Origin of the sequence: Vibrio sp. 11-4(1), assembly GCF_013048625.1 — a bacterium.
GTDB lineage: Bacteria > Pseudomonadota > Gammaproteobacteria > Enterobacterales > Vibrionaceae > Vibrio > Vibrio diabolicus.
Window position 1 is genome coordinate 276002 of the sequence record NZ_VHSY01000002.1, and the last position, 12945, is coordinate 288946.

The window sequence follows — 12945 nt, forward strand, 5'->3', positions numbered from 1 at the left end:
ATTCCTTTTGGCAATGTTACAGCTGTATAGTATTTGTAACAATTTAGAACCGCTTGGCAAGGTATAAGTTCATATTTTTATAAGAAAAACATGAATTAATATATCGAAATCAAAATTCACACGATAAATGGAAAATTCAATATGAATTCAATTTCATTATGAATATAAAATGATACACAAAACAAAAGTGAAGCAATTACTCTAAATTATTAGGATTAATTTTAATAGTAACGTAAAGTTAAGAATATAAGCCTATTCGCTCTGCGAAAATCTAGAATAATTAACCTAAAAAGAAAAAACGACAAATGAATAAAAATTCACCATACCTAGCAACGCTTTTCCTCGTATATTAGTCCGCAAGTTTCACCGCAGTACCAAATGCCAAAATTTCCGAAGAACCATCTACGATTGAGCTCGTGGTAAATCGAATCCCTACAATCGCATCTGCACCTTTAGATTCAGCGTCAGCTACCATGCGCTGTATAGCTATATCACGCGCGTCGGTCATCATTTCCGTGTAACCGCGAATTTCGCCGCCAACAATGCTTTTGATACCCGCCATGAGGTCACGGCCAATATGCTTTGATTGAACAACATTACCAGTTACAACCCCTCTGATTTCAGAGATCTGCTTGCCTGGAATGCTTTCGGTCGTTGTGTAGATCATTTTTAATCCCTTATAAACGTAAAAATTTATACCCAAGCTACCTTATAACTAACATAAGATGCTAACCAATAAGTTGAGAAGACTGATAAACAATACTCTAAATAGCCAAGCTAAAAGTCATTTGGGTATATATTTTAGCAATAAAAAAGGAGAGCTAATGCTCTCCTTCTCTTAATCCTAAACTGCTAATTAAAGAGCAGCTTTCGCTTTTTCAACTAGAACTGCAAATGCAGCTTTGTCGAATACTGCGATGTCCGCAAGGATCTTACGGTCGATCTCGATAGATGCTTTCTTAAGACCATTGATGAAACGGCTGTAAGATAGACCATTTTGACGAGATGCCGCATTGATACGTGCAATCCATAGTTGACGGAATTGACGTTTCTTAGCGCGACGGTCACGGTAAGCGTATTGACCAGCTTTAGTAACTGCTTGGAAAGCTACGCGGTAAACACGTGAACGCGCACCGTAGTAACCTTTAGCTTGTTTTAGAACTTTCTTATGACGTGCACGAGCTTGTACACCACGTTTTACGCGAGGCATTATGCTTCTCCTAAACTAAACGATTGATAACTAAAAAGAATTAAGCGTATGGCAACATACGGATTACTGCAGCCACTTCACATTTTGGAAGGATTGCATTCGGACGTAGTTGACGCTTGTTCTTAGTAGTACGCTTAGTCAGGATGTGACGTTTTGTAGCGTGCTTGTACTTAATACCACCAGCAGTTTTCTTAAAACGCTTAGCAGCACCTTTGTTGGTTTTCATCTTAGGCATGATGAATAACTCCGCATTGAGTAGGTTTAATAAACAACGTAATTAGGGCGAACAAAACCCAGCCGTTATGCCTTTATCGAAAGGAAAGCGGCTAGGTTTTAATTACTTGATGAGCCGTTAATTACTTCTTTTTAGGGGCTAGCACCATGATCATCTGGCGACCTTCAATCTTCTTAGGGAAAGATTCAACTACAGCAAGTTCTGCAGTATCTTCCTTAAGACGATTTAGAACGTCAACACCGATGTCTTGGTGTGCCATCTCTCGGCCACGGAAGCGAATTGTTACCTTCACTTTGTTGCCTTCTTCAAGGAAACGCGTCAGGTTGCGTAGTTTTACCTGATAGTCTCCAATATCAGTTCCAGGACGGAATTTTACTTCCTTGATCTGGACCTGCTTTTGCTTCTTCTTTTGCTCTTTAGCAGTTTTGCTCTTCTCGAAGAGGAACTTACCATAGTCCATCACACGACAAACAGGTGGCTCGGCGTTAGGACTGATCTCAACGAGATCCATACCAGCTTCTTCAGCAGCTGCAATGGCTTCTTGAATCGATACAACACCAACTGATTCACCGTCAGCGCCTGTTAGTCGAACTTCACGAATACCACGAATTTCACCGTTGATACGGTGCGGGTTTTGTTTTACCGGCTGTTGGCCACGTCTTCCGCCTTTAATAGCTTATTCCTCCAGATTGAGCTTACGGCTAGAGATCTCGTCTTGGATGTATGCAATAAAATCATCCACTTTAAATTTACCAAGATCTTTACCTTTACGAGTACGTACTGCAATTTCGCCAGCTTCCATTTCTTGGTCACCAACAACAAGCATATACGGTACACGCTTCAAAGTATGTTCGCGGATTTTAAAGCCAATCTTCTCATTTCTCAAGTCCGCTTTAGCTCTAATTCCACTTTTTTGTAGTTTTTGTACTATTTCTTGAACATAACCTGACTGTTTATCTGTAATGTTCATAAGAACTGCTTGTTCTGGCGCCAACCAAGTTGGGAAGAAACCAGCATATTCTTCGATAAGGATACCAATGAAGCGCTCTAGTGAACCTAGAATCGCACGGTGAATCATTACCGGTACAAGACGTTCGTTATTTTCACCTACATAAGTAGCGCCTAGGCGATCTGGTAGGTTGAAGTCTAGCTGGACAGTACCACACTGCCAAGCGCGGTCTAGACAATCGTATAGTGTGAATTCAATCTTAGGACCGTAGAACGCACCCTCACCTTCTTGAATTTCGTATGGGATATCCATCGATTCAAGAGACTGCTTCAATGCTTCTTCAGATTGATCCCAGATTTCATCTGAACCTACACGTTTCTCTGGACGAGTAGACAGTTTCACTACGATGTTATCGAAACCAAATGTTTGGTACGTATCGTACACCATCTTGATGCAGTTTGTTACTTCTTCTTGAATTTGGCTCTCAGTACAGAAAATGTGAGCGTCATCCTGAGTAAAGCCACGTACACGCATAATACCGTGTAGTGCACCAGATGGTTCGTTACGGTGACATGAGCCGAACTCTGCCATACGTAGCGGTAGGTCGCGGTACGATTTTAGACCTTGGTTGAAGATCTGTACGTGACCTGGACAGTTCATTGGCTTAATTGCGTATTCACGGTTCTCAGAAGAAGTTGTGAACATTGCATCAGCGTATTTATCCCAGTGACCTGAGCGTTCCCAAAGAACACGGTCCATCATTAGCGGACCTTTTACTTCTTGGTAACCGTACTCATCTAGCTTAGCGCGGATGAATACTTCCAGATCACGGAAAATAGACCAACCATTGTGATGCCAGAACACCATACCCGGTGCTTCTTGCTGCATGTGGAATAGGTCTAGTTGCTTACCAATCTTACGGTGGTCACGCTTCGCTGCTTCTTCTAGGCGAGTTAGATGCGCTTTCAGTGCTTTCTTATCGTGGAAAGCCGTACCGTAGATACGTTGAAGCATTTTATTGTCGCTGTTACCACGCCAGTAAGCACCTGCCACATTCAATAGAGTGAAGTGTTGGCAGAAGCTCATGTTAGGAACGTGAGGACCACGACACATGTCGATGTATTCTTCATGGTGGTAAAGACCTGGACGATCATCACGAGATACGTTTTCGTCTAGGATTTCCACTTTGTATGGTTCGCCACGTGATTCAAACGTATCACGCGCTTCCTGCCAGCTTACTTTTTTCTTAACAACTTCGTACTTGGTTTTCGCTAGCTCTTTCATACGCTTTTCAATCTTTTCAAGATCTTCTTGCGTTAGAGACTCATCTAGGTCGATATCGTAGTAGAAGCCGTTGTCGATGGTTGGACCAATCGCCATTTTAGCTTGTGGGTAAAGCTGCTTAAGAGCGTGACCAAGAAGGTGAGCACAAGAGTGACGAACGATTTCTAGACCGTCTACTTCATCTTTTACGGTGATGATTTCAAGGCTTGCGTCTTCTTCAATTAGGTCACACGCATCAACGCGGTTACCGTTTACACGACCAGCGATCGTTGCTTTTGCAAGACCAGGACCGATCGATTGCGCAACTTCCATAGTAGAAACTGGGTTGTCAAATTGGCGCTGACTGCCGTCAGGAAGAGTAATAATAGGCATGCTATGTCCTTTACAGTGGTGTTGCACACCAAGCAACACATGTTATTCAAATTAGAAGCTATTTGTTGAAAATAGTTGAGAGTCAATAAAGGCCTCTCGGTAACACGAATACCGGACCGTTATCGAGAGTGGGATTGTACCTAGCTCACATTTAGATTGCAAAGCGCGATTTTGTTTTATCATAAGAACTTAACCTCAACCCTCGTGGCAACAACTCGTGGCAACAATCTGATGATTCTTCTTAAGGGCTCACATCACTTGTAAACGGAGTTACCCCCTCCCAATAGAACTTGAATACACAACTGGTATAATAGTTCCTGATACATATTAACCAACACAGGACCCAGCACACCTAGTTCCACCTCAAAGTGCAATTTAGGTATATAGTTGTTTTATTGAGTAGTTTGCATGTAGGTGTTCATCATGATCTATTTCAAATCTCGCTTTATGGGGCTTCTAAGCACTTCGATATGCTGTGTACCAGCCATGGCATCAAACGACCTGTATGGGCCGCTACGTTCTTACGCACAATCTCCGATGCAAGTGGTTAGCCATACCAATATACTGCGCTCAGGGCATAGCCTTCCCTCTGATTTTGTCGAAACCTATGGCTCAGGAACCGTGGCCAGTGTTTGGGCTCATACTGATGAATACGCACTGGATTATTACCACAACCAAATCGAAATTGGCAGCAAGTGGCAAATCAACAGCCGTTGGCAATGGGAACTCAATTATCGGTGGGTTTTTGCCGCTGATAACCATTTAGATGGACTGACGAAAAGCTTCCATAACCTTTTCGGTATCGGACAGAATGGCCGAGACAAAGTAGACAGAGATCGTTTTTACATTTCAATGCCGCAATATGATGTGCTAGAAGATGATTTCGAAGGACAAACGCTTGCCAATAACTTATCTACTTATTTGCAGTATCAAGTGTTTCAGAATGAACATCACGGCCTATCTATTGGTGGCAGCTTATATTTTAATGATGTTGCTCACGGGACTTTTCAAGGCAGTAATTTCGAGCAAGGTTTCCAAATAAATTACAGTTATTTGAGTGACGCCCATGCATTTTACTCGATGGTTGGCATGACTTTTCGCTCAGATGATCGCGCCTTGCTGGATCTACCCTATCGACATAATACGATTGCCGTTGCAGCTGGGTACCGTTATGCGTTGGAAGATAACCACCACCTGATGTTTGAATACCATTGGTATCAAGGATCGACAGAAGGACCCGCAGAGTTTGCTGATGCCTCTAATGAACTGGTATTAGGCTATCGATATCTAATGGAAAACTCCGCGCTTGAGTTTTTAGCCGTAGAGAACGCACGAAACATGGATAACAGTACCGATATCGCTTTCACAATAGGATATCGGTACATATTCTCATCAAGTTGATGAGAACTATAGATTTAGCGTTGGTGCAACCGCGGCAGCGACTTGAGCATCAGTTGCATTGATCGGCAACGTAAACGAGCGATATTGGTCCCCAGCCAAGCTGAGCGAACGGTCAATCTCCGCCAAACAATGCATGACCTGCCCTTCCAGAATGAAAGAAAGCTCAATTTCTTTTGATGAGATAAAGCCGTTATTTCGGAACTCTAGCTCTTGATAAATTCCAGAGCGAGAGGCAAACGAGCCACCGCGCAAAAAGCCTTTTTCAACATCGGCTTTAACCATAGTGAAGCCAGCTTGCTCGATCGCTTGAATAACCCGAGATGCTACTGGTAGTGGTTTCACTTCAATATAGTCACGGTCACGCGGGTCAATCGCAAAATCAATATCTAACGTCGTTTCAACCCAAACATGGCATTGATTCTTAAGTGCGCTAACCGCAGTAATTGGCGTTTCATCATGCAGTTTTAGCTCAAACGGAATCTGCTTCTCTTCATTAGGTTGAATCACAAAGGGGTCTACCGCCTTCAGCTGATCAATAGTGAACGTTTGGTAACTTACGCTATCATCCACTTCGACTTTCATCTCTGTGTTCAACTTAATAGTAATAGCATCAATTTGTTGTTCGACGTCTCCGCCTTTGATATGAACATGCCCTTTCAGCGTCGCTCCTTGAAACACGCTCATTTCGTCTAAAATCGTATCTACTTTTGCAGAACCGATCCCCAGTGATGCTTTCAATTTTTTAAACATGTTTTTCCTTTTTAGCGACTTTTCTTCTAATAATCGTTTGTTTACACAATTGTTTTATACTCTGCAAGCAATAGACCACAAGAAAATGTTCGAATTCCATCATCAATCCAAATAATACTCAGCAGCAAGAGTCATTCAGCCCCACAATAGGATTGTTCTTTCACTAAGTGGGGCGTTCGTCTAGAAATGTTTGCAATTTGTACCTAAATTAAGCAGTATTTGTATAGTCAAATAAAAGGGAACCATTATGTCTGCACCACTCTACATTCAAATCAAACAATTTATCCTCGATAAAATTGATGCTGGAGAGTGGATAGTCGGTCATCGTATCGCCACAGAGATTGAGCTTACCGAGCAATTTGGTGTCAGTAGAATGACAGTGAACAAAGCAATTCGGGACTTAGTTAATGAGGGCCGATTACAACGTCGCCCACGCTTAGGTACGTTTGTGTGTGATCCTGGTGAAAAGTCAGAATCTCCTCTGTTAGACATTCGAAACATTGCCGAAGAAGTCAGCGACCGAGGGCGACAATATAGCAGTAAAGTGCTCAAACAAGTTGCCATAAAAGCAGATGACAGCATTGCGACAAAACTCGGCGTCATGCTTGGCACAACGGTGTTTTACAGTGAAATCATTCACTATGAAGACCAAACGCCTATTCAATTAGAACTCCGCTGGGTGAACAGCCAATATGCCCCGAGTTATTTAAATCAAGACTTCACACAAATCACTCCGAATCAATACCTGTCAGATAATTGCCCACTCAACGCTATTGAACATACTGTAGAGGCAATTGTGCCTGACGGCCGTATTAAGCAAGACTTAAAAATGCAAGCCAATGAGCCTTGCCTTCTCTTGAATCGCAGAACGTGGAGCCAAGATAAGTTAGTCAGTACCGCCCTACTTTATCACCCTGGTAACAAATATAAGCTGAGCTCAAAAGTGCTCATTTAATGACAAGATCGGTCCTCTAGATCTACGTTTTGATCACATTTTAGCAACATCAATCTTGTCAGTGTCCTTATTTTGCTCTATTTATTTGTATATACATTTAATAATACAAATAAACACAGGGACACAAAAATGGATTTGCTGATTGAAAACGCACGTCTGGTCACCATGCAGTCGGGAGAGCGCGGTTATCTGCCAACTTCTCCTGCTCGTATTGGCATTCAATCTGGAAAAATCGTTGCGATCAGCACCTGTGCAATTGGTGAAGACGAACCGCAAACCGAGTCTCTGCTGTCTGCCCAACATTACGCTCAGAGTATCGACCTTCAAGGCAAGTTAGTTCTGCCAGGTTTGATCGACTGCCACACTCATCTTATTTATGCGGGCAATCGTGCCAACGAATTTGAAATGCGCTTAAACGGCGTGCCATATCAAGAAATTTCCAAACAAGGCGGTGGGATACTTTCAACGGTGCATGCGACGCGTTCAGCAACCGAAGCGCAATTAGTTGAGTTAGCGTTGCCACGTTTAGACGGGCTACTCGCGAGCGGCGTCACTTCTGTCGAAGTGAAATCAGGCTACGGATTGACACTGAATGACGAAGTAAAAATGCTCCGTGCAGCCAAAATGCTTGAACAAGAGCGCAAAGTTAAAATCACCACTACACTTCTTGCCGCTCACGCCATTCCGCCGGAGTTCCAAGGCCGTGCAGATGATTATATTGAGCACATTTGTCAGGACATAATCCCTGTTGTCGCAAAGGAAGAATTAGCCACAAGTGTCGATGTTTTTTGTGAATCGATTGGTTTCAATCTTGAACAAACAGAAAAAGTGTTTGTAGCTGCAAAACGCCACGGCTTAAAGGTTAAAGGGCATACAGAGCAACTTTCGAATCTCGGTGGTACAGCCCTCACTGCGCAATACAACGGTCTGTCAGCGGATCACATCGAGTTTTTAGATGAGCAAGGTGTTAAAGCACTTGCTCGATCAAACACCGTCGCCACTCTACTGCCTGGCGCTTTTTATTTTCTAAGAGAAACTCAGTTACCACCGATTGAGTTGTTGAGAGAGCATAACGTGCCGATGGCAATTGCTACGGACGTCAACCCAGGTACATCACCGTTTTCTGATCTCACACTCATGCTGAATATGGCGTGCACACTATTTCGCCTTACACCGCAAGAAGCACTGCGTGGTGTAACGCAACATGCAGCCAAAGCTCTAGGTTATCAAAATTCACGTGGCGAAATCAAAGTAGGGTTTGATGCGGACTTCTCTATCTGGGATATCGAAAGCCCTGCAGATTTAAGCTATCAAGTCGGAGCAAAACGTCTGGTAGGTCGTATAGTAAATGGTGAATACATTTCACACGGAGGCCAATAATATGTCTCAATTCGACTTACACTCTCCCCTATTTCATTGGCAAGGCCGTCATGATGCCGAGGACGGCAAACTTGGTCAGCGAATTCATCACGTGGTTCAACGCCAGAAAGCAGATGAGTTAGGGGCAGTTGCGCATGGCGTCTCATTACTGGGTTTTGCTACCGACGCTGGCGTAGCCAGAAACAAAGGACGCATTGGTGCGAAAAAAGCGCCAGATTTAATCCGACGAGCACTAGCTAATTTAGCATGGCACCAAGACGTCCCACTATATGACTTAGGCACCGTGGTGTGCGAAGACGACTTACTGGAAGAGAGCCAATCTCTATGTGCGGCAACCATTTCAAGCGCACTACCTCATACGCCAGTCATCGTGTTAGGTGGTGGGCATGAGATTGCGTGGGCCTCGTTTTCCGGCTTAGCGGAGTATTTTAAAGCGCACCATCCAGAAAAGAAGCCTAAAATCGGTATTATCAATTTCGATGCGCATTTCGATTTACGCGCATTCGAGAGCAGCATCGCCGACATCAAACCAAGCTCTGGCACTCCCTTCAACCAAATTCATCATTTTTGCCAACGCAATGATTGGGACTTTCATTACGCTTGCATTGGCGTAAGCCGCAGTAGCAACACTAAAGCGCTGTTTGAAAAAGCAGATGCGTTAAATGTTTGGTATGTAGAAGACAATCAGCTTTGTTACCTAAACCACAGTTATCACTTAACTCAGCTTCAACATTTTATTGACGACTGTGATTACCTCTATTTGACCATTGATCTGGATGTATTTCCTGCGGCAACCGCACCTGGGGTCAGCGCCCCTGCGGCTCGAGGAGTAAGTTACGACACAATTGCACCATTTTTAGATCGAATTCTTCATTACAAAAATAAGCTCATGCTGGCTGATATCGCCGAATACAACCCTAATTATGACGTCGATAGTCAAACTGCACGCTTAGCTGCCCGTTTGTGTTGGGATATCGCCAACGCGATGGCGGAAAAGCAACACAAACCATAACGCATCCTAGATGCCACTTATTATTACGACCAAGCAAGTACTTGGTCATCACGAGAAACTAAAGGAGTCTGAAATGACACAGCGCCAGGGACAAGATCCACGACTTGATACAAGCAGAACAATTCGTGCACCTCACGGAGATAAACTGCGCGCAAAATCTTGGCTAACCGAAGCCCCTCTTCGTATGCTGATGAACAACCTTGATCCTGATGTTGCAGAACATCCACACTCGCTGGTTGTATATGGAGGCATTGGCCGTGCAGCACGAAACTGGGAATGTTACGACAAGATTGTTGAAGTACTTGAAAGACTCGAAGATGACCAAACGCTTTTAGTTCAATCAGGCAAGCCTGTTGGTGTTTTCCCTACCCATAAAAACGCCCCACGCGTGCTTATCGCAAACTCAAACCTCGTTCCTCATTGGGCAAACTGGGAACACTTCAACGAGCTCGATAAACAAGGCTTGATGATGTACGGCCAAATGACCGCTGGCAGCTGGATATACATTGGCTCACAAGGCATCGTCCAAGGCACATACGAAACATTCGTATCTGTTGCGAAAAAGCACTTTGACGGCGAAGCAAAAGGCCGATGGATTCTAACTGGCGGTCTTGGTGGTATGGGTGGTGCTCAGCCTCTAGCTGGTACGATGGCGGGCTTCTCCATGATTGCGGTAGAGTGTGATGAATCGCGTATCGATTACCGCCTACGTACAGGCTATGTCGATAAGAAAGCGACATCTTTAGATGAAGCGCTTGCTATCATCAAAGAATCAGACACACCAGTATCAGTTGGTCTACTAGGTAATGCAGCAGACGTTTTCTCTGAGTTGGTAGAACGTAATATCACGCCTGATGTAGTAACAGACCAAACGTCTGCACACGACCCGCTCAATGGCTACTTACCACAAGGCTGGAGCATGTCTCACGCTGCAGAAATGCGTTTGCAAGATGAAGCAATGGTCGTTAAAGCAGCCAAAAAATCCATGGCAGTGCAAGTTCAAGCCATGTTAGAGCTACAAAATCGCGGCGCCGCAACACTCGACTACGGTAACAACATCCGCCAGATGGCCTTGGAAGAAGGCGTAGAAAACGCATTTGATTTCCCTGGCTTTGTTCCAGCCTACATTCGCCCTCTATTCTGCGAAGGTATCGGTCCTTTCCGTTGGGCAGCTCTCTCTGGCGATCCTGAGGACATCTATAAAACCGACCAAAAAGTAAAAGAGCTAATTCCAGATAATCCGCACTTACATAACTGGCTAGATATGGCTCGCGAACGCATCCAGTTCCAAGGTTTACCTGCGCGTATTTGCTGGGTTGGTCTTAAAGATCGTGAGCGTCTTGGTCAAGCATTCAACGAAATGGTGAAAAATGGCGAACTTAAGGCGCCTGTTGTCATTGGTCGTGACCACTTAGACTCTGGCTCCGTAGCAAGCCCGAACCGAGAAACCGAAGGCATGATGGACGGTTCTGACGCCGTATCAGACTGGCCACTATTAAACGCACTACTCAATACGGCGGGCGGTGCAACTTGGGTTTCACTGCACCACGGTGGCGGCGTAGGTATGGGCTTCTCGCAACACTCAGGTATGGTTATCTGCTGTGACGGCAGTGAAGATGCCTCAAAACGTATTGCCCGCGTGCTGCATAACGACCCAGCAACAGGCGTGATGCGTCATGCTGATGCGGGATACGATATTGCTAAACAATGTGCAGCAGATCAAGGGCTAGATTTGCCAATGCTCAACGAAGAACTGAAGAAGCTCAAGTAAGGATGAAAGAGATGTTAAATTTAACGCTAAAGCCAGGTCATATTAGCTTAAACGAACTACGCCAAGTGAGCCGTTCACCAGTCAACCTTACTTTGGATCCTGAAGCCATTCCGGCCATTGAAGAAAGCACGCAAGTCGTGGATCGTGTCATCGCGGAAGATAGAACGGTTTACGGAATTAACACTGGTTTTGGACTATTGGCTAACACACGAATAGCACCAGAAGATTTAGAAACACTGCAACGCAGTATCGTTCTTTCTCATGCAGCAGGTATCGGTGAGTTTATGTCAGATGAAACGGTTCGTCTGATGATGGTATTAAAAATCAATAGTCTGTCTCGTGGTTTTTCTGGTATTCGCCTAAAAGTCATTAATATGCTGACCGACCTAGTTAACGCACAAGTTTACCCTTGCGTACCTAAAAAGGGCTCTGTTGGCGCATCAGGTGACTTAGCTCCTCTGGCCCATATGAGCACAGTATTACTAGGTGAAGGACAAGCTCGTCACAACGGTAATATCATTTCTGGGCAAGAAGCATTAAAAATCGCAGGTCTAGAACCCATAACTCTGGCACCGAAAGAAGGCTTAGCGCTGCTAAATGGTACCCAGGCATCAACAGCGTTCGCATTAGAAGGTCTGTTTATCGCGGAAGATCTTTTCGCTTCGGCTACAGTATGTGGCGCAATGTCTGTCGAAGCCGCTCTCGGCAGCCGACGTCCATTCGATCCGCGCATTCATCGTGTACGTGGTCATCGCAGCCAAATGGACGCTGCACTGGCCTATCGTCATCTATTGGATACATCAAGTGACATTGGTGATTCGCATACTAACTGTGAAAAAGTGCAAGACCCGTATTCTTTACGCTGTCAACCTCAAGTAATGGGGGCGTGTTTGCAGCAAATCCGCAACGCTGCAGAAGTATTGCAAGTAGAAGCAAACTCCGTATCAGATAACCCGTTGGTATTTGCTGAAGATGACGACATCATCTCTGGCGGTAACTTCCACGCTGAGCCTGTTGCAATGGCAGCTGACAACCTAGCACTGGCGATTGCTGAGATCGGCAGCCTGTCTGAACGTCGTATGGCATTGCTTATCGATAGCGCATTATCAAAATTACCACCGTTCTTAGTTGATAATGGCGGTGTGAACTCTGGTTTCATGATTGCCCAAGTCACCTCCGCTGCGCTAGCAAGCGAAAACAAAACGCTCGCTCACCCAGCGTCAGTAGACAGCTTGCCAACATCAGCAAACCAAGAAGATCACGTGTCAATGGCAACCTTCGCGGCTCGCAGATTGAAAGAAATGGGAGAAAACACTCGCGGCATTCTGGCGGTCGAATACCTCTCAGCAGCACAAGGCCTAGACTTTAGAGCACCAAACAAGTCTTCTGAGCGTATCGAGATTGCCAAACAAATGTTGCGTGAAAAAGTATCGTTCTACGATAAAGATCGCTACTTTGCGCCGGACATTGAACAGGCCAATACTCTACTTAAGCTGGCTATCCACAACACGCTCATGCCAGAGAGCCTGTTACCAAGTGTTCAGTAATCCAGCATTACTAGCACTTAACCTAAAAACCGGATGATAACTTGAAGGCTCCACGTTTAGCGTGGAGCTTTTTTATCTC

The 12945-nt window shown here is 44.6% G+C and carries 12 protein-coding genes; 6 read left to right on the forward strand and 6 right to left on the reverse strand.

The features are described 5' to 3' along the window. Nucleotides 1-349 precede the first annotated feature (349 nt). The 5 genes from FKN16_RS04725 to thrS form a co-directional block, all read right to left on the reverse strand. The gene (locus tag FKN16_RS04725) at nucleotides 350-667 is read right to left on the reverse strand and encodes a heavy metal-binding domain-containing protein (protein WP_005377919.1); all 318 of its coding nucleotides are present in this window, start codon (nucleotides 665-667) and stop codon (nucleotides 350-352) included. Between the two features lie 189 nt (nucleotides 668-856). Then, entirely contained in the window at nucleotides 857-1210 is a 354-nt protein-coding gene (rplT, locus tag FKN16_RS04730) for a 50S ribosomal protein L20 (RefSeq protein WP_004727974.1), read from the reverse strand. A 40-nt stretch (nucleotides 1211-1250) separates the two neighbouring features. Further along, the gene (rpmI, locus tag FKN16_RS04735) at nucleotides 1251-1445 is read right to left on the reverse strand and encodes a 50S ribosomal protein L35 (protein WP_005377932.1); all 195 of its coding nucleotides are present in this window, start codon (nucleotides 1443-1445) and stop codon (nucleotides 1251-1253) included. 121 nt (nucleotides 1446-1566) lie between these two features. Continuing rightward, complete coding sequence (gene infC, locus FKN16_RS04740; protein ID WP_074191168.1) at nucleotides 1567-2118, reverse strand: translation initiation factor IF-3; 552 nt, start codon at nucleotides 2116-2118, stop codon at nucleotides 1567-1569. Between the two features lie 3 nt (nucleotides 2119-2121). Then, on the reverse strand, nucleotides 2122-4050 hold the full coding sequence (thrS, locus tag FKN16_RS04745) for a threonine--tRNA ligase (RefSeq protein ID WP_170902116.1): 1929 nt from the start codon (nucleotides 4048-4050) through the stop codon (nucleotides 2122-2124). Nucleotides 4051-4473: 423 nt separating this feature from the next. On the opposite strand from thrS, the gene FKN16_RS04750 reads away from it, so the two are divergent. Next, nucleotides 4474-5451, forward strand: coding sequence for a DUF3187 family protein (locus tag FKN16_RS04750; protein ID WP_167426678.1), 978 nt, complete (start codon nucleotides 4474-4476; stop codon nucleotides 5449-5451). Nucleotides 5452-5457: 6 nt separating this feature from the next. Here FKN16_RS04750 and FKN16_RS04755 read toward each other — a convergent pair whose 3' ends face one another. Further along, on the reverse strand, nucleotides 5458-6201 hold the full coding sequence (locus tag FKN16_RS04755; RefSeq protein ID WP_134646802.1) for a sporulation protein: 744 nt from the start codon (nucleotides 6199-6201) through the stop codon (nucleotides 5458-5460). 247 nt (nucleotides 6202-6448) lie between these two features. On the opposite strand from FKN16_RS04755, the gene hutC reads away from it, so the two are divergent. From hutC to hutH, 5 genes are all read left to right on the forward strand, one after another. Further along, entirely contained in the window at nucleotides 6449-7156 is a 708-nt protein-coding gene (hutC, locus tag FKN16_RS04760) for a histidine utilization repressor (RefSeq protein WP_046874833.1), read from the forward strand. 129 nt (nucleotides 7157-7285) lie between these two features. Further along, a complete protein-coding gene (hutI, locus tag FKN16_RS04765) occupies nucleotides 7286-8536 on the forward strand; it encodes an imidazolonepropionase (RefSeq protein ID WP_114322440.1) in 1251 nt (416 codons plus the stop codon). A gap of 1 nt (nucleotide 8537) precedes the next feature. Continuing rightward, nucleotides 8538-9548 (forward strand): formimidoylglutamase, encoded by a 1011-nt coding sequence (gene hutG / locus FKN16_RS04770; protein WP_170902117.1) that lies wholly within the window; start codon nucleotides 8538-8540, stop codon nucleotides 9546-9548. 73 nt (nucleotides 9549-9621) lie between these two features. Beyond that, nucleotides 9622-11319, forward strand: a complete 1698-nt coding sequence (gene hutU / locus FKN16_RS04775) for a urocanate hydratase (RefSeq protein WP_104971554.1) — start codon at nucleotides 9622-9624, stop codon at nucleotides 11317-11319. A gap of 11 nt (nucleotides 11320-11330) precedes the next feature. After that, a complete protein-coding gene (gene hutH / locus FKN16_RS04780) occupies nucleotides 11331-12866 on the forward strand; it encodes a histidine ammonia-lyase (RefSeq protein ID WP_012841910.1) in 1536 nt (511 codons plus the stop codon). Nucleotides 12867-12945 lie beyond the last annotated feature (79 nt).

Excerpts from the sequence above, each read along its gene's own strand:
- FKN16_RS04725 (WP_005377919.1), bottom strand. The coding sequence starts at position 667 with ATGATCTACACAACGACCGAAAGCATTCCAGGCAAGCAGATCTCTGAA.
- rplT (WP_004727974.1), bottom strand. The coding sequence starts at position 1,210 with ATGCCTCGCGTAAAACGTGGTGTACAAGCTCGTGCACGTCATAAGAAA.
- rpmI (WP_005377932.1), bottom strand. The coding sequence starts at position 1,445 with ATGCCTAAGATGAAAACCAACAAAGGTGCTGCTAAGCGTTTTAAGAAA.
- thrS (WP_170902116.1), bottom strand. The coding sequence starts at position 4,050 with ATGCCTATTATTACTCTTCCTGACGGCAGTCAGCGCCAATTTGACAAC.
- FKN16_RS04750 (WP_167426678.1), top strand. The coding sequence starts at position 4,474 with ATGATCTATTTCAAATCTCGCTTTATGGGGCTTCTAAGCACTTCGATA.
- FKN16_RS04755 (WP_134646802.1), bottom strand. The coding sequence starts at position 6,201 with ATGTTTAAAAAATTGAAAGCATCACTGGGGATCGGTTCTGCAAAAGTA.
- hutC (WP_046874833.1), top strand. The coding sequence starts at position 6,449 with ATGTCTGCACCACTCTACATTCAAATCAAACAATTTATCCTCGATAAA.
- hutI (WP_114322440.1), top strand. The coding sequence starts at position 7,286 with ATGGATTTGCTGATTGAAAACGCACGTCTGGTCACCATGCAGTCGGGA.
- hutG (WP_170902117.1), top strand. The coding sequence starts at position 8,538 with ATGTCTCAATTCGACTTACACTCTCCCCTATTTCATTGGCAAGGCCGT.
- hutU (WP_104971554.1), top strand. The coding sequence starts at position 9,622 with ATGACACAGCGCCAGGGACAAGATCCACGACTTGATACAAGCAGAACA.
- hutH (WP_012841910.1), top strand. The coding sequence starts at position 11,331 with ATGTTAAATTTAACGCTAAAGCCAGGTCATATTAGCTTAAACGAACTA.